Origin of the sequence: Pseudomonas sp. PsB (assembly GCF_043658375.1) — a bacterium.
GTDB lineage: Bacteria > Pseudomonadota > Gammaproteobacteria > Pseudomonadales > Pseudomonadaceae > Aquipseudomonas > Aquipseudomonas putida_Z.
In genome coordinates this window covers 169688-193283 of the sequence record NZ_JBIGLU010000002.1, presented here as the reverse complement: position 1 = coordinate 193283, position 23596 = coordinate 169688, and the positions used below count along the sequence as shown (strand labels likewise).

The following is a 23596-nucleotide window of genomic DNA, read 5'->3' as shown; positions in this document are numbered from 1 at the left end:
TCACTCCACGAACAGGCAGGCGGGTTGTTCGAGCAGGCCGCGCACGGCCTGGATGAACAGCGCGGCGTCCATGCCATCGACCACGCGGTGGTCGAACGAGCTGGACAGGTTCATCATCTTGCGCACGACGATCTGGCCGTCGATCACCACAGGCCGCTCGACCATGCGGTTGACGCCGACGATCGCCACTTCCGGGGTGTTGACCACCGGTGTGCTGACGATACCGCCCAGGGCGCCCAGGCTGGTCAGGGTGATGGTCGAACCGGACAGCTCGTCGCGGCTGGCCTTGTTGTTGCGGGCAGCGTTGGCCAGGCGCGAGATCTCGCCGGCATTGCTCCACAGGCTGCCAGCTTCGGCATGGCGCAGAACTGGCACCATCAGGCCGTTGTCACCCTGGGTGGCGATGCCCACATGCACCGCGCCATGGCGGGTGATGACCTGGGCTTCGTCGTCATAGGTGGCGTTGATCTGCGGGAAGTCGCGCAGTGCCACGACCAGCGCACGCACCAGGAACGGCAGCAGGGTCAGCTTGCCGCGGCTGTCGCCGTGCTTGCTGTTGAGTTGCTGGCGCAGTGCTTCCAGGGCGGTGACGTCGATTTCTTCCACATAGCTGAAGTGCGCGACCCGGCGCTTGGCGTCCTGCATGCGCTGGGCGATCTTGCGGCGCAGGCCGATCACTGGCACCTGCTCGCTGTCGGTGCGCTTGGCATAGCCGCTCGGGGCTTGTCCGCCAGCGCTGTGCGGCTTGCTCATGAAGGCGTCGAGGTCTTCGTGCAGGATGCGCCCGGCCGGGCCGCTGCCATGCACGTAACGCAGTTCGATACCGGCATCCAGGGCACGCTTGCGCACCGCCGGCGAGGCCAGCGGCTTGTCGCCTGGCTGGCGCGGCACGATCGGGGCTGCCTCGTGGTTGACGGGCGCCTGGCACGCGGCCGGTCTTGCTTCCTTCTGCGGCTCTGGCTTGGCGGCTACCGGGGCAGCGGGGGCCTCGACCTGTTCGGGCTTGGGCACATCCTTGGTGGGCACATCCACATGGTTGCCGCTGCCTTCCACTTCGATGCGGATCAGCTCGCTGCCGACCGCCATCACTTCACCGGGCTGCCCACCCAGTGCCAGCACCTTGCCGCTGACCGGCGAAGGGATTTCCACGGTGGCCTTGTCGGTCATGACGTCGGCCACTACCTGGTCTTCGGCGATCATGTCGCCGACCTTGACGAACCACTCGACCAACTCGACCTGCGCGATGCCTTCGCCAATGTCCGGCATCTTGATGACGTGCGTGCCCATTCAGACCTCCATGACCTTTTTCAATGCCGCACCTACCCGCGAAGGCCCTGGGAAGTAAGCCCATTCCTGTGCGTGGGGGTAGGGGGTGTCCCAGCCGGTGACGCGCTCGATCGGCGCCTCCAGATGGTGGAAGCAGTGTTCCTGCACCAGCGACACCAGTTCGGCGCCGAAGCCGCAGGTGCGGGTGGCCTCGTGTACCACCACGCAGCGGCCGGTCTTTTTCACCGACTCGACGATGGTCTCCAGGTCCAGCGGCCACAGGCTGCGCAGGTCGATCACCTCGGCGTCGACGCCGGTTTCTTCGGCGGCCACCTGGGCCACGTACACCGTGGTGCCGTAGGTCAGCACGGTCACGTCATTGCCGGGGCGGGTAATGGCCGCCTTGTCCAGCGGCACGCTGTAGTAGCCATCGGGCACCGCGCTTTGCGGGTGCTTCGACCACGGCGTTACAGGGCGGTCGTGGTGGCCGTCGAACGGGCCGTTGTACAGGCGCTTGGGTTCCAGGAAGATTACCGGGTCATCGCATTCGATCGAGGCGATCAGCAGGCCCTTGGCGTCATACGGGTTGGACGGCATGACAGTGCGCAGGCCGCACACCTGGGTGAACATCGCTTCCGGGCTCTGGCTGTGGGTCTGGCCGCCATAGATCCCGCCACCGCAGGGCATGCGCAGGGTCAGCGGGGCGATGAACTCGCCGGCCGAACGGTAACGCAGGCGCGCCATCTCGGAAACGATCTGGTCGGAGGCCGGGTAGAAGTAGTCGGCGAACTGGATTTCCACCACCGGGCGCAGGCCGTAGGCACCCATGCCCACGGCGGTGCCGACGATGCCGCTCTCGGAGATCGGCGCGTCAAACACACGGGACTTGCCGTACTTGTTCTGCAGGCCTTCGGTGCAGCGGAACACGCCGCCGAAGTAACCGACGTCCTGGCCGTAGATCACCACATTGTCGTCGCGCTCGAGCATGACATCCATGGCCGAGCGCAGGGCCTGGATCATGGTCATGGTAGTGGTGGCCATGGCGGTTTCCGGGTTGATGCTGTTGTTGTGGTCGTTCATGTCAAACCCCCAGTTCCTGGCGTTGACGGCGCAGGTGGTCGGGCATTTCCTTGTACACGTCCTCGAACATCGAGGCGGCACTCGGGATGTGACCGTTGGCCAGGGTGCCGTACTGCTCGGCTTCCTTCTGCGCGGCGATCACCGCGGCTTCCAGCTCGGCAGTGGTGGCCTGGTGTTCTTCCTCGGACCAGTGGCCGATCTTGATCAGGTGCTGCTTCAGGCGGGCGATCGGGTCGCCGAGCGGGAAGTGGCTCCAGTCATCGGCCGGGCGGTACTTGGACGGGTCGTCCGAGGTCGAGTGCGGGCCGGCACGGTAGGTGACCCACTCGATCAGGCATGGGCCCAGGCCGCGACGGGCGCGTTCTGCGGCCCAGCGCGAGGCGGCGTACACGGCGACGAAGTCGTTGCCGTCAACCCGCAGCGAGGCAATGCCGCAACCCACGCCACGGCCGGCGAAGGTGGTCGACTCGCCACCGGCGATGGCCTGGAAGGTGGAGATCGCCCACTGGTTGTTGACCACGTTGAGGATCACCGGGGCGCGGTACACGTGGGCGAAGGTGAGGGCGGTGTGGAAGTCCGACTCGGCGGTTGCGCCGTCGCCGATCCACGCCGAGGCGATCTTGGTATCGCCCTTGATCGCCGAGGCCATGGCCCAGCCGACCGCCTGCACGAACTGGGTTGCCAGGTTGCCGCTGATGGTGAAGAAACCGGCGTCGCGTACCGAATACATGATCGGCAGCTGGCGGCCCTTGAGCGGGTCACGCTCGTTGGACAGCAGCTGGCAGATCATCTCGACCAGCGACACGTCGCGGGCCATCAGGATGCTTTGCTGGCGGTAGGTGGGGAAGCACATGTCGGTGCGGTTCAGCGCCAGGGCCTGGCCGCTGCCGATGGCTTCTTCACCCAGGCTCTGCATGTAGAAGGACATCTTCTTCTGGCGCTGGGCGACCACCATGCGGCTGTCGAAAATCCGTGTCTTGAGCATGGCGCGCATGCCCTGACGGAGAACTTGCGGGTCGATGTCTTCGGCCCACGGGCCTTGCGCGTCGCCTTGCTCGTCGAGCACGCGGATCAGGCTGTAGGACAGGTCCGCGGTGTCGGCAGCGTCGACATCGACTGGGGGTTTACGGGCTTGACCTGCATCGTTCAGGCGCAGGTAGGAGAAATCGGTCTGGCAGCCTGGCCGGCCGGTAGGCTCGGGCACATGCAAACGCAGGGGGGCGTACTCGTTCATGCTTTTTACGCTCGCTCGGGTATTTGTTTTTGTGAGCTCTGAAGCGGCCGCCGCTGAGTACCGGCTTGTGACTGGTAGGTCAGCGTCCCCTACATCTTAGTGGGCCGGCAGGAGAATTTTTCTCTCAAGTTGATTGCCTTTGCCGAGCAGGGCAGATAAACATTCCGCATAAACACAAAAAACCGGTGATTTTGTCTCATGCGCAAACTCGATCGTACCGATATCGGCATTCTCAACAGCCTGCAGGAAAATGCCCGCATCACCAACGCCGAACTGGCCCGCTCGGTGAACCTGTCTCCCACGCCGTGCTTCAACCGGGTGCGGGCCATGGAAGAACTGGGGGTGATCCGCCAGCAGGTGACCTTGCTGTCGCCCGAGGCGTTGGGGCTGGACGTGAACGTGTTCATCCATGTAAGCCTGGAAAAACAGGTCGAGCAGTCGTTGCACCGTTTCGAGGAAGAAATTGCCGAACGGCCAGAAGTGATGGAGTGCTACCTGATGACGGGCGATCCGGACTACCTGTTGCGGGTACTGCTGCCCAGCATCCAGGCGCTGGAACGGTTCCTGGATTACCTGACTCGGTTGCCAGGGGTGGCCAACATCCGTTCCAGTTTTGCCTTGAAGCAGGTGCGCTACAAGACGGCCTTGCCGCTGCCGGCCAATGGCATGACCTTGCGGGAGTAGCCGTCCGAGTACTGCGCTTGCTGGTCAGGTCAGCTGAATATCGCTCAGGAAGAATTCGAGCACGTCACCGGTGCGCTCGCCGGCGTTGAGGTAGTACTGGCGGCCCAGGTCAAGTACCGGGACATTGTCCGAGAGCGACTCCGCAACACGGTAGCCGTTCATGTCCCGCAGGTAGAAGGGAACAAAGCCGGCGCTCTCCACTGTGCCGTCCCATGGCTGGAGCGTTTCGATTTTCCAGTAGGGCCGGGTACGTAGCAGGTTGTACGGATGTGGGGCGTTGAGCACAGCCCGGACCCGCCCGGCCACATGCGTACCATACAGGCCTAGCCAGCCATTGGAACTGCTTTCAAGCCTGGCGCCAATATAGGCCCAGTGTTCTGCGCAGGTAATGTAGTAGTGCGTGCGGTCTTCACGGTGCTCGATAAATTCGAAATGGAATGCAAGTCGTTGGAATTCATTTGCACTGCGTGGCACGCTCCTGCGCGCGGCGGTGGTGCACAGCCAGCCGTCTTCATCCAGGCCAAGCACTGGGTGTACGTTGTTGTCCGCAACAACTATCTGGCCACGGTGGACGTTAGAAAGTGTAGCGGTGAAATTGGCCCTTATCATGTAAGTCTCCGATGATTGCTGAGGCGGTAGCCCAGGCTAAGGCACTGCCTGTCGACTTGGGACATGGATGCGTTTCAGCCAACGGAAGGGGGTGCCTGTCAGCCTGCTGTACAGGCCTGATCGCGACATGACCTGCACCGGACGCGCCCCGGCAACAGCATTTTACCCGCCACCGCACTCATTCCTTGGCATTTGCCCTTATGCTTGTCTGCAACCCATCGCCACCTGACCCGGGAGCCGCAAGGGACCTATGCGAAATATCTGGAAGCCGTTTCAGTCGTTGTATTTCGCCGCGCTGATGATGTTGATCGGCTCGGGCCTGCTCAGTACCTACCTGGCCCTGCGCCTGGCAGCCGATCATGTCGACAGCCTGTGGGTGGGTGCCTTGATGGCGGCCAACTACTTTGGCCTGGCGGTAGGCGGCAAGGTCGGCCACCGGTTGATTGGCCGGGTAGGGCACATTCGCGCCTATGCCACTTGCGCCGGCATTGTCGGCGCGGCGGTGCTCGGCCATGGCTTGACCAGTTGGCTGCCGGCCTGGGTCGGGCTGCGGATGATCGTCGGCCTGGGGATGATGTGCCAGTACATGGTCATCGAGAGCTGGCTGAACGAGCAGGCCGACGTGAAGCATCGTGGCGCGGTGTTCAGCGGCTACATGATCGCCTCCTACCTGGGCCTGGTGCTCGGCCAGCTGATCCTGGTGGTGCACCCACAGCTTGGCCTGGAGCTGCTGATGCTGGTGGCCATGTGTTTCACCCTGTGCCTGGTGCCGGTCGCCATGACCCGGCGCATACACCCCGCACCGTTGCGCCCGGCCCCGATGGAGCCGAAGTTCTTCATCAAGCGCGTGCCGCAGTCGCTCAGCACGGTGCTGGGTTCGGGGCTGATCGTCGGCTCGTTCTATGGCCTGGCGCCCTTGTATGCCTCCAGCCAGGGCATGACTACCGAGCAGGTCGGCCTGTTCATGGGTAGCTGCATCTTTGCCGGCCTGCTGGTGCAGTGGCCGCTGGGCTGGTTGTCTGACCGCTACGATCGGGCCGTGCTGATCCGCAGCGTGGCGGTGGGGTTGGCGCTGGCCTCGGCGCCGCTGGCGATGTTGCCCAGCGTGCCGCTGGAGTTGCTGTTCGGCATAGGTTTCGTGATTTCGTTGCTGCAGTTCTGCCTGTACCCGCTGGCGGTGGCGTTTTCCAACGACCATGTGGAAAGCGAACGGCGGGTGTCGCTGACCGCAATGCTGCTGGTGACCTACGGCGTGGGCGCGTGTATCGGGCCGCTGGCGGCAGGCGTGCTGATGAAGGTGCTGGGCCCGCAGATGCTGTATGCCTTCTTCGTGTTCTTTGCCCTGGTGCTGGTGTGGCGCATTCGGCCGAAGGCGGTCACCGGGCTGCACCAGGTGCAGGATGCGCCTTTGGGCCACGTTGCCATGCCGGCTGCCGGTTCGCCACTGTCGGCGGCGCTGGACCCACGGGTGGATGAGCAGACGGTACAGGAGGTGATGCAGGCACCGGTGGCGGCGGAGGATACCGAGGCGGAAGAGAAGGGGGCTGACAAGGAGCCTGAGCCGGAAGGTGAGGTCAGCAAGTCGGTGTAGGCCTGTGCCGGCCTCTTCGCGGGCACGCCCGCTCCCACAGCGACCGCGCCGGGTTCGAAGCATGCGCTGTACCTGTGGGAGAGCTTTCGCGTAGATAACTGGATCTGCAAGCAGTACGCGTACCCTGTGGGAGTGGCTTTAGCCGCGAAGAAGCCAACGCGGTGCATGGCACCGGCTGCGCCGGTGTTCGCGGCTAAAGCCGCTCCCACAGAGTCCCTGCTAATTCAATGAGTTATGTGCAGTTCTGTGGGAGCGGGCGTGCCCGCGAAGAGGCCGGCACAGGAGAAGCACAAATGAAAACGCCACCTTGATAGGTGGCGTTTTTGTACTCGGCCGACGATCAATAGTCGTCCTTGTCGAACCGCCGCGCCTCACGCTGCAACTGGTACACGAAGCTCTCGACCTTGCGCTGCGCCTGCCCGGTAAGGTTATGGAAGCGCACGCCGGCAAAGGTGGTGTTGATCCGCTCTTCATAGTGCAGGTGGCGCAGCTCGACCATGGTGTCGACCAGGCCCAGCGGGTTGCCCGCCTTGAAACGCTCGTACACCTGGCCCAGTTGCAGGCGATCCTCGACATTGCCTTCGAAGCGCAGTTTGCAGCCGGTGGCGGAGATGTCCAGCAGCTTGCCACGCAGGGCGCCGTTGCCCTTGAGGTGGGCGCCATCGAGGATGACATCGACCAGCTGCGACAGCTTCAGCGCGGCGCGGAACGCATTGCGGCGCTGGTGGTAGGTCATCTCCAATGGCATGGCGCCGCGGTAGCAGCGGTTGCCATCGACTTCGCTGATCTTCAGCTCGTGGTTGCAGTCCCAGGCGATGCGCACGCCATCGTGGAAGCCTTCGACGCGGAAGTGTTCGCCGTTCTCGATGAACTTTTCACCGTCGCGCGGGATCATCTCGTCCAGCGCCAGGGTGTTGCTTTCACGGTCCACGTGCACCACGTAGCTCTGGAAGCGCTGGCTGCGGTCGTGGAAGGTGGTGATCAGGGGGTCGTGGCTTTCCTGCAGCTGCCGCAAGTTGGCCGCAATCTCCAAAGGGGTGTTCAGCACCTTTGGCGGCTGCGGGGCATCGGATTCATTGAACACGGCTTATCGTTCTCCAGGCAAAAGCGACACACGCAATTAACGGCATTTTGCCAGTATGTTCCGTGCCTTGATAGAAAAAATCACACTTGGCTGAGCGCCCGTGGCTTGGCCAACGGCGAGGTGCTGCCGCGGCTGTCGTAGAGCGACGGAGAATCGCCGCCCATGAGGATCCGGATCTGGTTGTTGGTGACGTGTTGCTGCACCTGGATGATCCGGCCATTGGTCTGGTTGACCTGCTGGCAGTTGTCCATCAGCTGCGAGAGCATGTCGAGCCGCTGCAGCATCGCTTCGCCATGGGGCGATTGCGCAGCCACCGCCTGCACACCGGCCCGATCGGCGCTCAGGCCCAGGCTGCCGAGCAACTGGCTGCGGCGCTGGCCGTGCTGCTCGAGCAAGATGATCAACGACTGCTTGCGCGCCAGGATCTGTTCCAGCAGCGGCATGTCGCGGCCATGCAGGGCGATCGCTTCCTTTTGCAGAAGGTCAAGCAGTTCCTGCATGGGGGCAATGTCATCTTCGATCAGTTGCAGCAAGGTGGTGTCGTGCATGGCTAACTCTTGGCTTTTCTAGCGTCCGTGAAGTCAGCGCGCCGAACGGTCAGCGCTGGGCTTCGAAATCGAGCAGTTTGCTGGCGACCCGGCCGGCATCGACCTGGTAGCTGCCGTCGGCGATTGCCTGTTTCAACTGGGCCACACGGGCGCTGTTGACCACTGGCTCGTCGCGCAGCTTGTCGCTGATCTTCTGCAACTGCTGGGCCTCTTGGCTGAGGTGTACCGCTTCTCCGCTGGCGCTGGTGGCGGTTGCCGCTTCCTGGCTGGCTGCCGGTTTTTCGGCGCTGCCGTTCGCGGTGTTGCCGCGCACGCCGCCCGTGACGGACGGGGAGTTATTCAAACGACTGAAGTCGATGACCATGATCAGAAACCTCTGGGTATTTGGACGCTTGCCTTGTTTTCGGCCAACCCGAAAGAAACTTTAGGCACAAATGCATAGCCGCCTGTCAGCAAGCTCGCGAACCCGTTTTCTGACACAGTTTAGGAAAAGCGGTTCCTCACCGCCAGCGCAAATCAATGGGCTGGCTACATACTTACCTCGACCTGGCCGGGGCCGGTCACCCTGGCCTTGATCACCCGTTTGGAATTGAGGTTGCGGACCCGGATCTGTTCGCTCAGGCCACCCTTGCTCAGGGCTTCTCCGGGCATGCGCACACTCAGGCTGCCACTGCGGGCGATGATCACCACGTGGTCGCCCTTGCGCACCACCTCGGCCTGTTCCAGGTGTTGCGGGGTGAGTACCTGGTCGATCACCGTGGGGCGCAGCATCTTCATGCCCACCGCCTGCTCCAGTTCGGTCAAGAAGCCTTGGCCCAGGGTGCCGACATCGCGCTCGCGCAGGGCCACGTCGCCTTCGCCCACCACGTTGTCGCGCTTGAGCGGCCGGGTCACCACCACCACGTCGCGGAACAGCCGCACGGTGGCCGGCACGAATACGGTCCAAGGCGCAGTGCCTTCGCAGCGCACCTTTACCGTGACGCGGCCCAGCGGCTGGGCCGGGCTTTCCAGCGAGGCGTCCAGTTGCTGGCTGCACAGCGGCATGCGCAGGCGCGGGTCCAGCGGGTTGACCTGGATCTCGTAACGGCCGGCGGTCTGGGTGGTTGCCAGATAATCTTCGACGCTGAATTCAAGAAACCCTTGAGTGACACCGATAAGCTGTTCAGGCAAGGTAAACGCGTCCGCTACCGTGCGAACGCCGGGCACCAGAAGGCACAGCATGGCCAGCGAGCCAGTCAGCAGGCGCGTCAATCGTCGGAAAAATGTCGTTTTCGTGTACATGGCGCTCAAAAAAGCAAAGCCCGTGCCGACTCGCTATCTGAGTTGCAACGAAAGGCTGAAACATAAAGGAGTCTGGCATGGCAGGTGTTATGGATTCGGTCAACCAGCGCACGCAGCTGGTGGGGCAGAATCGCCTGGAATTGCTGCTGTTCCGCCTCAATGGCGAGCAGCTTTACGGCATCAACGTATTCAAGGTCAGGGAAGTGCTGCAATGCCCTGCGCTGACCCTGCTGCCCAAGGCGCACCCGGTGGTGCGCGGTGTTGCCAATATACGCGGGGCGACCATCCCGATCCTCGACCTGTCGATGGCCACCGGGTTGCGGCCGCTGCAGGAAGACACGCGCAACAGTTTCGTGATCATCACCGAGTACAACACCAAGACCCAAGGCTTCCTGGTGCACTCGGTGGAGCGCATCGTCAACATGAACTGGGAAGAAATCCATCCGCCACCCAAGGGCACCGGCCGCGACCACTACCTGACCGCGGTCACCCGGGTGGACAACCGCATGGTCGAGATCATCGATGTGGAGAAGGTGCTGGCCGAAGTGGCGCCGTCGTCCGAATCGGTGTCGGCCGGGGTGATCGATGCCGAGGTGCAGGACAAGGCCGTGCTGTTGCGGGTGCTCACCGTCGACGATTCGTCGGTGGCGCGCAAGCAGGTCAGCCGCTGCCTGCAGACCGTGGGGGTCGAGGTGGTGGCGCTCAATGACGGCCGCCAGGCCCTGAACTACCTGCGCCAGCTGGTGGATGAAGGCAAGAAGCCGGAAGAAGAGTTCCTGATGATGATCTCGGACATTGAAATGCCGGAAATGGACGGCTATACGCTAACGGCGGAGATCCGCAGCGATCCGCGCATGCAAAAATTGCACATCTGCCTGCATACTTCGCTTTCCGGGGTGTTCAACCAGGCGATGGTCAAGAAGGTCGGTGCCGATGACTTCCTGGCCAAGTTCAAGCCGGACGACCTGGCCCAGCGGGTGGTCGACCGGATCAAGGCAACGCATTGAAGCAGCCGGGGCAGGCCCCCGGCACCAGTGATTTAAAAGAGGCGGCAGTAGTGTCTACGGGTAATTTGGATTTCGAACAGTTCCGGGTCTTCCTGGAGAAAGCCTGTGGCATCCTGCTGGGCGAGAATAAGCAGTACCTGGTTTCCAGCCGTCTCAACAAGCTGATGGAGCAACAGGGCATCAAGAGCCTGGGCGAGCTGGTGCAGCGCATCCAGGCCCAGCCGCGTGGCGGCTTGCGCGAGCAGGTGGTCGATGCCATGACCACCAACGAGACCCTGTGGTTTCGCGATACCTACCCGTTCGAGGTGCTGAAGAACAAGGTCATCCCCGAGTTCATCCGCAACAACCCCGGCCAGCGCCTGCGCATGTGGTCGGCGGCCTGTTCGTCGGGGCAGGAGCCGTATTCCATCTCGATGGCCATCGACGAATTCGAGCGCAGCAACCTCGGCCAGTTGAAGATGGGCGCGCAGATCGTTGCCACTGACCTGTCCGGCACCATGCTGACCAACTGCAAGACCGGCGAGTACGACAGCCTGGCGATTGCCCGTGGCTTGTCCCAGGAGCGCCTGCAGCGCTACTTCGACACCAAGGGGCCGGGGCGTTGGGCGGTCAAGCCGGCGATCCGCAGCCGCGTCGAGTTCCGCTCGTTCAACCTGCTCGACAGCTATGCCAGCCTGGGCAAGTTCGATGTGGTGTTCTGCCGTAACGTGCTGATCTATTTCTCGGCGCAGGTGAAGAAGGACATCCTGTTGCGTATCCACAGTACCTTGAAGCCGGGTGGGTATCTGTTCCTCGGGGCTTCCGAGGCGCTGAACGGGCTGCCGGACCATTACCAGATGGTGCAGTGCAGCCCGGGGATCATCTACCAGGCGAAGTAAGCACAAAGGCCGGCAGCGAAAGTTGCCGGCCTTTTTGTTTGCCTGTGCCGGCCTCTTCGCGGGTAAACCCGCTCCCACAGCTACCGCGCCGCCCTTGAAAGCTGTGCAGAACCCTGTGGGAGCGGGTTTACCCGCGAAGAGGCCAGCGCAGGAGAAATGCTGACGTCAAATTTTTGTTTTGCCGCTTTTGCCGCCCGGCAATTGCCGCTTTCGCCGCTCAAGGCGGAAGGCCTTTGCCGCTTTTCTGGCATCACTCTGACAGCACCTTGCCCTGCAAGCCCGTATTTCCGGGCTTTCTGTTGGTTGGCACAGCCCTTGCTATACCTTGCCCAACGATATTCCGGTCAACCTCCGAAGGTTTCCCCGACATGAGCATCAGTTTCGACAAGGCGCTTGGTATTCACGAAAAGGCCCTGGGCTTCCGCGCCCAGCGTGCCGAAGTGCTGGCCAACAACATCGCCAACGCCGACACGCCCAACTACAAGGCGCGCGACATGGACTTCGCCTCGGTGCTCGCTGCCGAGAGCGACAAGCAGCAGAGTGGCGGCCGTTTCAGCCTCGATCGTACCAACGGCCGCCATATCGAGGCCGAGGGCCTGGCCATGGCCGACGATACCCTCAAGTACCGCACGCCAACGCAGCCGTCGATCGACCAGAACACCGTGGACGCGCAGATCGAGCAATCGAACTACACCGAAAACGCCATCGGCTTCCAGGCCAGCTTCACCTTGCTCAACAGTAAATTCAAAGGGCTGGTTTCGGCCCTGCGGGGAGAATGACCATGTCCCTTTCCAGTGTCTTCAACATTGCCGGTAGCGGCATGAGTGCGCAGAACACGCGCCTGAACACCGTTGCTTCCAACATCGCCAACGCCGAGACCGTGTCCTCGAGCATCGACCAGACCTACCGCGCCCGTCACCCGGTGTTCGCCACCACCTTCCAGGACGCGCAGGCCGGCGGCAGCCAGTCGCTGTTCGAAGACCAGGGCGAAGCAGGGCAGGGCGTGCAGGTAAAAGGCATCGTCGAGGACCAGAGCAACCTGGAGGCCCGTTACGAGCCCAACCACCCGGCGGCGAACAAGGACGGCTACGTCTACTACCCGAACGTCAACGTGGTCGAGGAGATGGCTGACATGATCTCCGCCAGCCGCGCGTTCCAGACCAACGCCGAGCTGATGAATACGGCCAAGAGCATGATGCAGAAAGTCCTGACCCTGGGGCAGTGATAGGAAGCCGACATGACCACCACCAATTCCACCACCGAGGTCGGTAGCGCGTACCTGACCTCGCTGCAGAAGCAGACGTCGAAGACCGACAGCAGCACCGGCGCTGCCGGCAGCGCCCTGGGCAAGGATGCATTCCTGCAGCTGCTGGTTACCCAGATGAAGAACCAGAACCCGCTCGACCCGCAGGAGAACGGCGAGTTCGTGGCGCAGCTGGCGCAGTTCAGCAGCCTCGAAAGCATGCAGTCGCTGAATGATTCGGTGACCTATATCGCGGCGGGCCTGCAGTCATCCCAGGCCTTGCAGGCGTCGTCACTGGTCGGGCGCAACGTAATTGTCGAGACCAACAAGGCTGTGGTCGACACCAGCAAGGAAATGAAAGGCACGATCAATCTGACGTCGTCCAGTACTGCCACCTCGGTGGGCATCTACGACAAGGACGACAAGCTGGTGCGCACCATCGACCTGGGTACCCAGAAAGCCGGCAAGATCGACTTTACCTGGAATGGCCTGGATGACGACGGCGAAGCCGTGGCAGCAGGTACCTACACCTTCAAGGCCACCGCCTCGATCGATGGCAAGGCCACCACCATGACCACCAACCTGCCGGCCTCGGTCACTAGTGTGACCATGGGCACCAATGGTTCGGAGATGACGCTCAACCTCGCTGGGCTGGGCAGTGTTGCGCTTTCCAAAATCCAAAGCATCGGCATCTAGGGCCTGAGCAAAACGACAGGAGTTACACATGTCTTTCAATATCGGCCTTAGCGGCCTCTATGCAGCAAACAAGGCCCTGAACGTTACCGGCAACAACATTGCCAACGTTGCCACCACCGGCTTCAAGTCGTCGCGTGCAGAATTCGCCGACCAGTACTCCAACTCCATTCGCGGCACCAGTGCCGGCAAGAACGTGGTAGGCACTGGTGTGAAGACTGCTGCGGTGTCGCAGATGTTCTCCCCGGGCAATATCAACGGCACCGGGCAGGCCTTGGACATGGCCATCGATGGCAACGGCTTCTTCGTGATGAGCGACAACGGTTCGAAGATCTACACCCGTGCCGGTGCGTTCTACAGCGACAAGGACGGTTACGTGGTCAACTCCTCGGGCGCCAACCTGCAAGGCTATGCCGTGGACGCCAATGGCAAGATCATCCAGGGCGTGTTGACCAACCTGCAGATCGACACCTCGAACCTGACGCCCAATCCGACCGGAAAAATCTCCGAGAACGTCAACCTGAACTCCAGTGCCACCGCACCGGCCGTGACGCCGTTCGATCCCGCCAATACCGGCAGCTACAACTACACGTTCAACACCGACGTGTACGACAGCCAGGGTAATGCGCACCAGTTGAACCAGTACTTCGTCAAGGATGCCAGCAGCAACTCCTGGACCATGTACACCACCATCGATGGGCGCAACCCGGCCGACCCGACCTCGACCACGCCACTGTCCAACAAGCTGCCGTTCAAGTCTGACGGCACCCTGGACACTGCGGCCATGACCGCAGGCCCGGTAGCCGGTGGCATGACCATCGCTGCCGACAAGACCTTCACCCTGGATAACTGGATCCCGGCACAGAAGAACGCTGCCGGCGTATGGAGCCCGAACGGCGCCACTGCCAACCTGGCCGGGGTGAACCTGGATATGCTCGGCACCACTCAGTACAACGCGGCAAGTGCCACCACCGCCAAGAGCCAGGACGGCTTCGCTACCGGTGAGCTGTCGGGCCTGACCATCGATCAAAGCGGCAACATGTTCGCCAACTTCACCAACGGCCAGGACAAGATCATCGGCCAAGTGGCCATCGCCAACTTCGCCAACCTGCAGGGCCTGACCCCGATTGGCGGCACCAGCTGGAAAGAGTCTTACGCCTCGGGCGTGCCGGTGATCGGCGCCCCGGACACCGGTACCCTGGGCCAGATCACCGGCGGTGCGCTGGAAGATTCGAACGTCGACCTGACCGGCGAGCTGGTCAACCTGATCAAGGCGCAGAGCAACTACCAGGCCAACGCCAAGACCATCTCCACCGAAAGCACCATCATGCAGACCATCATCCAGATGACCTGATGGTTGTTTGATGGTGTGGTGTTTTCTTTAATCGGGGCTGCTTTGCAGCCCATCGCAGTCAAGCCAGCTCTCATACAACAACACATGACTCATTGGTTCGGCGAGGTTCTGTAGGAGCAGCCTTGTGCTGCGAAGAGGCCGGTACTGACAAAGCCTGTCTGTTGCTTGTACCGGCCTCTTCGCAGCACAAGGCTGCTCCTACAAAGGGCGCGTCAGACGAGCGATATTTGTTCTCTGCGCTGGCTTGCCTGCGATGGGCCCAAAGGCGGCCCTGAAATCTTGAAGGTTCACGCTCATGAAACGGCTAATGCTCACAGCCCTGCTGGCCATGGCCCTGCCGCTCGCGGCCGCTCCCGCCCCGTTCTACCAATGGCAAAGCCTGGCCACCGGTCGCTACATGTGCTCGGCCAGCAGCCCGGGCGAGGGCTGGGTGCGCCATTCCGGCCCCTACAACAACGCCGCTTGCCGCACCTTCTGAGCAAACCCTTGCCGCAGGCGGCAAACATCCGCCGACAAACTGACGTTTTATGCCCGTCACCACGCTGAAACCCCCGTAAACAAGGGCTTTCAGACTTGGTTCGATTATTGCTTTGAACCTGCCCAGTGACAGCGCGGCAGCTACGCGCAGAGGAGATGCTGTGGACAAACTGCTTTATGTGGCCATGACCGGCGCCAGCCAGAACGCGCTGGCGCAGAAGGCCCACGCCAACAACCTGGCGAACATTTCCACCAACGGTTTTCAGCGTGACCTGGAGCAGGCACGTTCGATGCCGGTGTTCGGCGACAGCTTTCCGTCGCGCGCCTTTGCCATGACCGAGCGCCCGGCCACCGACTTCAGTGAGGGCCCGATGGTCGAGACCGGCCGCGACCTGGATGTGGCGGTGACCGGCAAAGGCTTCATTGCCGTGCAGGCGCCCGATGGCAGCGAAGCCTACGTGCGTACCGGCAGCCTGAACATCGACGCTCTTGGCGTACTGCGTGCCGGCAACGGCATGCCGGTAATCGGCAACGGCGGCCCGATCGCCATTCCGCCGGAGCAGAAGGTGGAAGTGGGCGCCGACGGCACCATCAGCATTCGCTCCATGGGTGAAGACCCGCGGGTGATGGCCGAGGTCGACCGCATCAAGCTGGTCAACCCGGACACCAAAGGCATGACCAAGGGGCTGGATGGGTTGATCCATACCCGCGACGGCCAGCCGGCCGACGCCGACGTCAACGTGCGGGTGGTGTCGGGCTTCCTGGAAGGCAGCAACGTCAATGCCGTCGAGGAAATGACCTCGGTGCTGGCGCTGTCCCGTCAGTTTGAGCTGCACGTCAAGATGATGAACACGGCCAAGGAAGGCGATGAAGCCATGGCTCGGGTTTTGCAAATCGGCTAATCACTTTTGAACGGGTGCCGTAAAACAGGCGCACGAGGAGAATCAACATGCTTCCGGCTCTTTGGGTCGCTAAAACCGGCCTGTCCGCCCAGGACACCAACCTGACGGTCATTTCCAACAACCTGGCCAACGTCTCGACCACCGGTTTCAAACGTGACCGCGCCGAGTTCCAGGACCTGCTGTACCAGATCCGCCGTCAGCCCGGCGCCCAGTCGACCCAGGACAGCGAACTGCCCTCGGGCCTGCAGGTCGGTACCGGTGTGCGTATCGTCGGCACCCAGAAAAGCTTCGTCGCCGGCAGCCTGCAGACCACCGAAAACCCGCTGGACATGGCGGTCAACGGCCGTGGCTTCTTCCAGATCCTGCAGCCGGACGGCACGGTTTCGTACACCCGTGACGGTACCTTCCACCTGAACTCCGACGGCCAGATCGTCACCGCCAACGGTTACGCGCTGGAGCCTGCCATCGTCGTGCCGAACGACGCGCAGACCTTCACCGTTGGCCAGGACGGCACCGTGTCGATCACCACCGCCGGCAACCCGGCTGCGCAGGTGATCGGCAACATCCAGACCGCCGACTTCATCAACCCGGCCGGCCTGCAGGCGATTGGCGACAACCTGTTCCTCGAAACCGCCGCCAGTGGCGCGCCGCAAGTCGGCACCCCGGGCCTGAACGGTTTCGGCACCACCCTGCAGCAGACCCTGGAAAACTCCAACGTCAGCACCGTGGAAGAGCTGGTGAACATGATCACCACCCAGCGTGCCTACGAGATGAACTCCAAGGTCATTTCCACCGCTGACCAGATGCTGTCGTTCGTTACTCAACAGCTCTGAAGCAGGCAGCTCTAACCCCGTCACTCCGTTGCACCCGTGAGGTAAGCGTCATGAATCGTCTGTTGTCCGTTTTCGCCCTGGGGGGGGCGGTGTTGCTGGCAGGTTGCGTCGCGCCGACGCCCAAGCCCAACGACCCGTACTACGCGCCGGTACTGCCGCGCACCCCGTTGCCGGCAGCGGCCAACAACGGTTCGATCTACCAGGCCGGTTTCGAGCAGAACCTGTACAGCGACCGCAAGGCGTTCCGGGTGGGTGACATCATCACCATCACCCTCAACGAGCGCACATCGGCCAGCAAGAACGCAGGCTCGCAGATCCAGAAAAACAGCAACGCCAACATCGGCCTGACATCGTTGTTCGGCACTACGCCGAACACCAACAACCCGTTCGGCAGCGGTGACCTGTCGCTGGAGGCCGGCTACAGCGGCGAGCGCGCTACCAAGGGCGACAGCAAGGCCACTCAGGGCAACACCCTGACCGGTTCCATCACCGTGACCGTGGCCGAAGTGCTGCCCAACGGCATCATCGCCGTGCGCGGCGAGAAGTGGCTGACCCTGAACACCGGTGAAGAGCTGGTGCGCATTGCCGGCATGATCCGCGCCGACGACATCGCCACCGACAACACCGTGCCGTCCACTCGCGTGGCCGACGCGCGCATCACCTATTCCGGTACCGGCTCGTTCGCCGATGCCAGCCAGCCCGGGTGGCTGGACCGCTTCTTCATCAGCCCGCTTTGGCCTTTCTGAGTACGGATGACCATGTTCAACGTGAGGCAGCTGATTGCCGCAACCCTGCTCCTGTCCTGTGCCTTCGGCGCCCAGGCCGAGCGCCTGAAGGACATCGCCAGCATTTCTGGCGTGCGCTCCAACCAGCTGATCGGTTACGGCCTGGTGGTGGGGCTCAATGGCACGGGTGACCAAACCACCCAGACGCCGTTCACCCTGCAGACCTTCAACAACATGCTGTCGCAGTTCGGCATCAAGGTGCCGGCCGGCTCCGGCAACGTGCAGTTGAAAAACGTTGCGGCAGTGTCGGTGCATGCCGACCTGCCGGCGTTCGCCAAGCCAGGCCAGGTGGTGGACATTACCGTGTCCTCGATCGGCAACTCCAAGAGCCTGCGCGGCGGCAGCCTGCTGATGACCCCGCTCAAGGGTATTGATGGCAACGTCTATGCCGTGGCCCAGGGTAACCTGGTGGTGGGCGGCTTCGATGCCGAGGGCCGTGACGGTTCCAAGATTACCGTCAACGTTCCGTCGGCCGGTCGTATCCCTGGCGGTGCTACTGTCGAGCGTGCGGTGCCGAGCGGCTTTAACCAGGGCAACAGCCTGACCCTGAACCTCAACCGCCCCGACTTCACTACCGCCAAACGCATCGTCGACAAGGTCAACGACCTGCTCGGCCCAGGCGTGGCCCAGGCCGTGGACGGCGGTTCGGTGCGGGTCACTGCGCCGATGGACCCGAGCCAGCGCGTGGACTACCTGTCGATCCTCGAGAACCTCGAGATCGACCCGGGCCAGGCAGTCGCCAAGGTCATCATCAACTCGCGTACCGGCACCATCGTCATCGGCCAGAACGTCAAGGTGTCGCCGGCCGCAGTGACCCACGGCAGCCTGACCGTGACCATTACCGAAGACCCGATCGTCAGCCAGCCGGGGCCGTTCTCCAATGGCCAGACCGCCGTGGTGCCGCGCTCGCGGGTGAACGCCGAGCAGGAAGCCAAGCCGATGTTCAAGTTCGGCCCGGGCACCACGCTGGATGAAATCGTCCGTGCGGTGAACCAGGTGGGCGCAGCGCCCAGCGACCTGATGGCCATCCTCGAAGCCCTGAAACAGGCCGGCGCCTTGCAGGCCGACCTGATCGTGATCTGAGGACGGCGCGGATGAACAGCAAAAGCCTGGTTTCCGGCAGCGTCGACAGCGGCGCCTACACCGACCTCAACCGCCTCAGCTCGCTGAAGGTGGGCGACCGCGACAGCGACGCCAACGTGCGCAAGGTGGCCCAGGAGTTCGAGTCGCTGTTTATCAGCGAAATGCTCAAGGCGTCGCGCAAGGCCAGTGACGTGCTGGCCGACGACAACCCGATGAACACCGAAACGGTGAAACAGTACCGCGACATGTACGACCAGCAGCTGGCCGTGAGCATGTCCCGCGAAGGTGGGGGTATCGGCCTGCAGGACGTGCTGGTGCGCCAGCTGACCAAGGGCCGCAGTGCGTCCATCAACACCAGCCCGTTCCCACGGGCCGAGGCCGGTGGCCCGGCATTGTGGGGCAGCAAGGTGGCGGAGCCGGTGCATGCCGCTGATTCGGCGTCTGGCCGCAACGATGTTGCCGCGCTCAATGCGCGACGATTGGCACTGCCGAGCAAGCTCACCGACCGCCTGCTGGCTGGTATCGTGCCGTCGGCGGCGACTACCAATAGCGCTGCCGTACCGGCCCGTGACGGCCAGCAAGTGGCCAAGGCCTTCGCCGTGCCGGACAACGGCCTGCGCATACTTGGCCGCGCCGTGGCCCAACCGCCACTGGCCCCGAACAAGGCCTTTGCCGACAGTGACGAATTCGTCGCCACCATGCTGCCGATGGCCGAGCAGGCTGCCAAACGCATTGGTATCGACCCGCGCTACCTGGTGGCCCAGGCCGCCCTGGAAACCGGCTGGGGCAAATCGGTGATGCGCAATACCGATGGCAGCAGCAGCCACAACCTGTTCGGCATCAAGGCCACCGGCAACTGGCAGGGCGAGCAGGCGCGGGCGATCACCAGCGAGTTCCGTGACGGCCAGTTCGTCAAGGAAACGGCGGCATTCCGCAGCTACGACTCGTATCAGGACAGCTTCCACGACCTGGTAAGCCTGTTGCAGAGCAATTCCCGCTATCAAGATGCCCTGAATTCGGCCGATAACCCTGAGCAGTTTGCAAGAGAGCTGCAAAAGGCAGGTTATGCGACCGACCCGGGCTATGCGAAAAAAATCATCAGCATCGCCCGGCAAATGCAAGCAACCCCGCAATACGCCATGGCTGGCAGAACCACGAATCTATAAAAGGACTAAATCATGTCGAGCCTGATTTCCATCGGCCTGAGTGGCCTGAGTGCCAGCCAGGCGGCATTGTCGGTAACCAGTAACAACATCGCCAACGCCGCTACCAGTGGCTATTCGCGGCAGCAGGCGATCCAGGCGGCGGGGCCTTCGCACAACATCGGCGCAGGGTTCCTCGGTACTGGGACCACCCTGGCGGATGTGCGCCGTATCTACAGCTCGTACCTGGACAACCAGCTGCAGACGGCTACCTCGTTGCAGGCAGACGCAGTTGCCTTTCAGGACCAGATCACCAGCGTCGACAAGCTGCTGGCCGACCGTGACACCGGCATCAGCTCGGTTCTAACCGCATTCTTCTCGGCGCTGCAGACCGCAGCGGCCAAGCCTGGTGACGTCGCCTCGCGCCAGCTGCTGCTGACTCAGGCGCAAACCCTGAGCAACCGTTTCAACGCGGTAAGCAGCCAGCTGACCCAGCAGAACGCCACGATCAACACCCAGCTCGACACCATGGCCGGCCAGGTCAACAAGCTGACCGCCAGCATTGCCGAGTACAACAAGCAGATCGCTGCCGCCAGCGGCACGGGCAGCACTCCCAACAGCCTGCTGGATGCACGCAGCGAAGCAGTGCGCCAGCTCAACGACCTGGTCGGCGTGACCGTGCAGGAGCGTGACGGCAACTATGACGTGTACCTGGGCAGTGGCCAGTCGCTTGTCACCGGTAACAAGGCCAACACGCTGTCGGTCGAGCCTGGTGTTGCCGACAAGAGCCAAGCCAGCCTGCGCATCAACTACGATTCTTTCAGCTCGGACGTGACCTCGGTGGTGAGCGGTGGCGCGATCGGCGGCCTGTTGCGCTATCGCCAGGACGTCCTGATGCCGTCGATGAACGAGTTGGGCCGCGTTGCCCTGGTGGTCGCCGACAGCATCAACAGCCAACTGGGCCAGGGCCTGGATGCCAACGGCCAGTTCGGCAGCTCGCTGTTCTCCAGCATCAACAGCGCCACTGCCATTGCCCAGCGCAGCCTGGCCTCGTCGAACAACAGCTCCGGCTCTGGCAACCTCAACGTGACCATTGCCGACAGTGGCAAGCTGACCACCTACGACTACGAGGTGAAGTTCACCAGCGCCAACCAGTACAGCGTGCGCCGCTCGGACGGTACCGACATGGGCACCTTCGACCTCAGCGCCGACCCGGCACCGGTGATCGACGGCTTCAGCCTGTCGCTGAATGGCGGCGGCCTGGCGGCAGGGGACAGCTTCAAGGTGATCCCCACCCGTGCGGCAGCCGGCAGCATCACCACCACCCTCACCGATGCCAACAAGCTGGCCTTCGCCGGGCCGATCAGTGCCACGGCGGGCAGCGGCAACAGCGGCACCGGCACCATCACCCAGCCAACGTTGGGCGAATCGCTGGATATCTATGGCGGTGCCGATACCGCGCTGGTGCAGCAGGCGATACGGGACTCGATGCCGGTACGCGTGGTGTTCGACGCCGCCAGCGGGGGTTCGCAAGGCTACAAGCTTTACGATGCCAAGGGGACCCAGATTGGTACCGGCAGCGTGGTGCCAGGGCAGGACAACAAGCTGTCGATCGCCGTGCCGATGCGTGATGCGTCCGGTAACCCGATTCTCGATGGTAGCGGCAATCCGCGTACCTTTGCCGTCGAAACCACCATTGGCGGCAGCCCGGCTACCAACGACAGCTTCACCCTGTCGTTCAATGCCGACGGCAAGGCCGACAACCGCAACGCCAACGCACTGCTGGACCTGCAGACCAAGTCGACCGTGGGCACCAACTCCGGAACCGGCACCAGCTTCACCTCGGCCTACGCCTCGCTGGTCGAGCGGGTAGGGGCCAAGGCCAGCCAGGCCGCCATCGATACCACGGCGACCCAAGCGGTGTTCAAGTCCGCCGCCGAAAGCCGAAGTGCGGTGTCGGGCGTCAACCTCGATGACGAGGCGGCCAGCCTGGTGAAGTTCCAGCACTACTACACGGCGTCGTCGCAGATCATCAAGGCGGCGCAAGAAACCTTCAGCACCCTGATCAACGCCTTGTAAGGAGTAGACTACCGTGCGCATTTCCACTGCTCAGTTCTACGAGACCAGCGCCACCAGCTACTCGCAGAACTACTCCAACCTGGCCAAGATCACCGAACAGGTTACCTCCAAGTCTCGCATCCAGTCGGCCGGCGACGACCCGGTCGGCGCTGCGCGCCTGCTGGTGTTGCAGCAACAGAGCGCCTTGCTGGACCAGTACAGCGGCAACATGACCACGGTCAAGAACGCCCTGCTGCAGGAAGAGAGCGTGCTGTCGACCATCAACGATGCCCTGCAGCGCGCCAGCGAGCTGGCGCTTCAGGCCGGCAACGGTGGCCTGAGCGATGCCGACCGTACCTCGATTGCCAGTGAGATCAAGGAAATCGAAGCCAACGTCTTCGGTCTGCTGAACTCGCGCGACGCCAACGGCGACTACATGTTCGGCGGCTCCAAGTCGTCGACCCCACCCTATGTGCGCAACGCCGACGGCACCTACAGCTACCAGGGCGACCAGACCCAGCTGAGCCTGCAGGTGTCCGACACCCTGCGCCTGGCGACCAACGACACCGGCTACAGCATTTTCGACCAGGCCACCAACAACAGCCGCACCCAGTCGAACCTGGTGGCACCGTCGCCGGATGATGGCAAGGTGCTGCTCTCTGGCGGCCTGCTGACGTCGGCCACCACCTACAGCAACCAGTTTGCTGCTGGCCAGCCTTATACCGTCACATTCACCAGTGCCACCGAGTACAGCGTGAAGGACGCAGCCGGCAACGACATCACCACCGAAACGGCGGGCAAGGGCAAGTTCGACGTCAACGCCGAAGGCGGCAAGATGATTTCGCTGCGGGGTGTCGACTTCGAAATCAACCTGAACCTGGCAGAGGGCGATGATGCCGACGCCGTGGTGGCTGGCCACGTTTTCACCCTCGAAGCCAAGCCAGACACCTTGACTGCCACCCGCAGCGCTGGCAACCCATCGACTGCGCAGGTGACCGGTACCAGCATCACCGACCCTGATGCCTACCGCAGCACCTTCCCCAGCAACGGTGCGGTGATCCGCTTCACCAGTGATACGGAGTATTCGCTGTATGCGCAGCCGTACACTGCCGATAGCAAGCCGATTGCTACCGGTACGGTAGGGGCGGGCAATGCGGTCACGGTGGCCGGCGTTACCTACCAGTTCGACAGTGCACCGGCACAGGGTGACCAGTTCTCGGTCAATGCCAATACCCATCGTTCGCAAAACGTGCTGGACACCCTGGGCCAGCTGCGCAGTGCCCTGGAAAAGCCCCTGGACTCGCCAGAGGCGCAGGCTGCGCTGAAAACTGCCACCGACTCGGCGATCTCCAACCTGGCCAGTGCCCGTGACCGCATCGACATTACCCGTGGCTCCATCGGTGCGCGGGCCAACTCGCTGGAAATTCAGGCACAGGAGAACGAAAGCCTGGGCTTGGCCAACAAAAGCACGCAAAGTGCCATTGGTGACACCGACATGGCCTCGGCGACCATCCAGCTGACCCTGCAGCAAGCCATGCTCGAAGCCTCGCAGCTGGCCTTTGCGCGCATTTCGCAGCTGAGCCTCTTCGACAAGATCTGATCGGTCACCTGGCAGGCTGGAGCGCTCGCCCTAGTGGGCGCTGCTGCCCTGCTCAATTTCTGGAAGCTGGCGCGATCCCTGTGGGAGCGGGTTTACCCGCGAACACCGGCGCAGCCGGTGCCATCCACCGCGTCGCCTGCTTCGCGGGTGAACCCGCTCCCACA

The 23596-nt window shown here is 62.7% G+C and carries 24 protein-coding genes; 16 read left to right on the top strand and 8 right to left on the bottom strand.

The genetic code is table 11. The features are described from left to right. From ACGLHT_RS05675 to ACGLHT_RS05665, 3 genes are read right to left on the bottom strand one after another with little or no spacing between them, the layout of a single operon-like run. Positions 1-1287, bottom strand: a complete 1287-nt coding sequence (locus ACGLHT_RS05675; protein ID WP_274079315.1) for a dihydrolipoamide acetyltransferase family protein — start codon at positions 1285-1287, stop codon at positions 1-3. Further along, on the bottom strand, positions 1288-2346 hold the full coding sequence (locus tag ACGLHT_RS05670; protein ID WP_015271253.1) for an alpha-ketoacid dehydrogenase subunit beta: 1059 nt from the start codon (positions 2344-2346) through the stop codon (positions 1288-1290). Position 2347: 1 nt separating this feature from the next. Then, complete coding sequence (locus ACGLHT_RS05665; protein ID WP_085614551.1) at positions 2348-3580, bottom strand: 3-methyl-2-oxobutanoate dehydrogenase (2-methylpropanoyl-transferring) subunit alpha; 1233 nt, start codon at positions 3578-3580, stop codon at positions 2348-2350. A 198-nt stretch (positions 3581-3778) separates the two neighbouring features. Between ACGLHT_RS05665 and bkdR the strand changes: the two genes are divergently transcribed. Beyond that, positions 3779-4264, top strand: a complete 486-nt coding sequence (gene bkdR / locus ACGLHT_RS05660) for a Bkd operon transcriptional regulator BkdR (protein WP_012273540.1) — start codon at positions 3779-3781, stop codon at positions 4262-4264. Between the two features lie 24 nt (positions 4265-4288). Here the strand turns inward: bkdR and ACGLHT_RS05655 are convergent, their stop codons facing one another. Continuing rightward, the gene (locus ACGLHT_RS05655; protein WP_137164547.1) at positions 4289-4873 is read right to left on the bottom strand and encodes a hypothetical protein; all 585 of its coding nucleotides are present in this window, start codon (positions 4871-4873) and stop codon (positions 4289-4291) included. Between the two features lie 250 nt (positions 4874-5123). Here ACGLHT_RS05655 and ACGLHT_RS05650 point away from each other — a divergent pair, with 250 nt between their 5' ends. After that, on the top strand, positions 5124-6464 hold the full coding sequence (locus tag ACGLHT_RS05650) for an MFS transporter (protein WP_003257254.1): 1341 nt from the start codon (positions 5124-5126) through the stop codon (positions 6462-6464). A gap of 340 nt (positions 6465-6804) precedes the next feature. Here the strand turns inward: ACGLHT_RS05650 and ACGLHT_RS05645 are convergent, their stop codons facing one another. The 4 genes from ACGLHT_RS05645 to flgA all read right to left on the bottom strand — a co-directional run bounded on the left by ACGLHT_RS05645 (position 6805) and on the right by flgA (position 9377). Continuing rightward, positions 6805-7548, bottom strand: coding sequence for a flagellar brake protein (locus ACGLHT_RS05645; RefSeq protein ID WP_274120195.1), 744 nt, complete (start codon positions 7546-7548; stop codon positions 6805-6807). Between the two features lie 80 nt (positions 7549-7628). Next, positions 7629-8096 carry a flagella synthesis protein FlgN gene (locus ACGLHT_RS05640; RefSeq protein ID WP_061304389.1) on the bottom strand — a complete coding sequence of 156 codons (468 nt, stop codon included), beginning with the start codon at positions 8094-8096 and terminating at the stop codon, positions 7629-7631. A gap of 49 nt (positions 8097-8145) precedes the next feature. After that, on the bottom strand, positions 8146-8460 hold the full coding sequence (gene flgM, locus ACGLHT_RS05635) for a flagellar biosynthesis anti-sigma factor FlgM (RefSeq protein WP_025340104.1): 315 nt from the start codon (positions 8458-8460) through the stop codon (positions 8146-8148). A gap of 164 nt (positions 8461-8624) precedes the next feature. After that, positions 8625-9377 carry a flagellar basal body P-ring formation chaperone FlgA gene (flgA, locus tag ACGLHT_RS05630; protein ID WP_025340103.1) on the bottom strand — a complete coding sequence of 251 codons (753 nt, stop codon included), beginning with the start codon at positions 9375-9377 and terminating at the stop codon, positions 8625-8627. A gap of 77 nt (positions 9378-9454) precedes the next feature. Here flgA and ACGLHT_RS05625 point away from each other — a divergent pair, with 77 nt between their 5' ends. From ACGLHT_RS05625 to ACGLHT_RS05560, 14 genes are all read left to right on the top strand, one after another. Further along, entirely contained in the window at positions 9455-10384 is a 930-nt protein-coding gene (locus ACGLHT_RS05625; protein ID WP_039612677.1) for a chemotaxis protein CheV, read from the top strand. A 50-nt stretch (positions 10385-10434) separates the two neighbouring features. Beyond that, complete coding sequence (gene cheR / locus ACGLHT_RS05620) at positions 10435-11262, top strand: protein-glutamate O-methyltransferase CheR (protein WP_015271244.1); 828 nt, start codon at positions 10435-10437, stop codon at positions 11260-11262. Positions 11263-11630: 368 nt separating this feature from the next. Then, the gene (gene flgB, locus ACGLHT_RS05615) at positions 11631-12041 is read left to right on the top strand and encodes a flagellar basal body rod protein FlgB (protein WP_137164545.1); all 411 of its coding nucleotides are present in this window, start codon (positions 11631-11633) and stop codon (positions 12039-12041) included. 2 nt (positions 12042-12043) lie between these two features. Further along, a complete protein-coding gene (flgC, locus tag ACGLHT_RS05610; RefSeq protein ID WP_025340101.1) occupies positions 12044-12487 on the top strand; it encodes a flagellar basal body rod protein FlgC in 444 nt (147 codons plus the stop codon). A 12-nt stretch (positions 12488-12499) separates the two neighbouring features. Next, positions 12500-13201, top strand: a complete 702-nt coding sequence (gene flgD / locus ACGLHT_RS05605; RefSeq protein ID WP_025340100.1) for a flagellar hook assembly protein FlgD — start codon at positions 12500-12502, stop codon at positions 13199-13201. Positions 13202-13229: 28 nt separating this feature from the next. Then, positions 13230-14552 (top strand): flagellar hook protein FlgE, encoded by a 1323-nt coding sequence (gene flgE / locus ACGLHT_RS05600; RefSeq protein WP_274079312.1) that lies wholly within the window; start codon positions 13230-13232, stop codon positions 14550-14552. Between the two features lie 295 nt (positions 14553-14847). Then, positions 14848-15030, top strand: a complete 183-nt coding sequence (locus tag ACGLHT_RS05595; protein WP_025340098.1) for a hypothetical protein — start codon at positions 14848-14850, stop codon at positions 15028-15030. Positions 15031-15190: 160 nt separating this feature from the next. Next, on the top strand, positions 15191-15931 hold the full coding sequence (gene flgF / locus ACGLHT_RS05590; RefSeq protein WP_025340097.1) for a flagellar basal-body rod protein FlgF: 741 nt from the start codon (positions 15191-15193) through the stop codon (positions 15929-15931). 47 nt (positions 15932-15978) lie between these two features. Beyond that, positions 15979-16764, top strand: a complete 786-nt coding sequence (flgG, locus tag ACGLHT_RS05585; RefSeq protein ID WP_013973621.1) for a flagellar basal-body rod protein FlgG — start codon at positions 15979-15981, stop codon at positions 16762-16764. Between the two features lie 50 nt (positions 16765-16814). After that, entirely contained in the window at positions 16815-17510 is a 696-nt protein-coding gene (gene flgH, locus ACGLHT_RS05580; RefSeq protein ID WP_015271238.1) for a flagellar basal body L-ring protein FlgH, read from the top strand. A gap of 12 nt (positions 17511-17522) precedes the next feature. Beyond that, on the top strand, positions 17523-18632 hold the full coding sequence (locus ACGLHT_RS05575; RefSeq protein WP_015271237.1) for a flagellar basal body P-ring protein FlgI: 1110 nt from the start codon (positions 17523-17525) through the stop codon (positions 18630-18632). An 11-nt stretch (positions 18633-18643) separates the two neighbouring features. Then, the gene (gene flgJ, locus ACGLHT_RS05570) at positions 18644-19798 is read left to right on the top strand and encodes a flagellar assembly peptidoglycan hydrolase FlgJ (protein WP_274120196.1); all 1155 of its coding nucleotides are present in this window, start codon (positions 18644-18646) and stop codon (positions 19796-19798) included. 12 nt (positions 19799-19810) lie between these two features. Next, the gene (gene flgK / locus ACGLHT_RS05565; RefSeq protein WP_274120197.1) at positions 19811-21853 is read left to right on the top strand and encodes a flagellar hook-associated protein FlgK; all 2043 of its coding nucleotides are present in this window, start codon (positions 19811-19813) and stop codon (positions 21851-21853) included. A 13-nt stretch (positions 21854-21866) separates the two neighbouring features. Next, on the top strand, positions 21867-23432 hold the full coding sequence (locus tag ACGLHT_RS05560) for a flagellar hook-associated protein 3 (RefSeq protein WP_274120198.1): 1566 nt from the start codon (positions 21867-21869) through the stop codon (positions 23430-23432). Positions 23433-23596 lie beyond the last annotated feature (164 nt).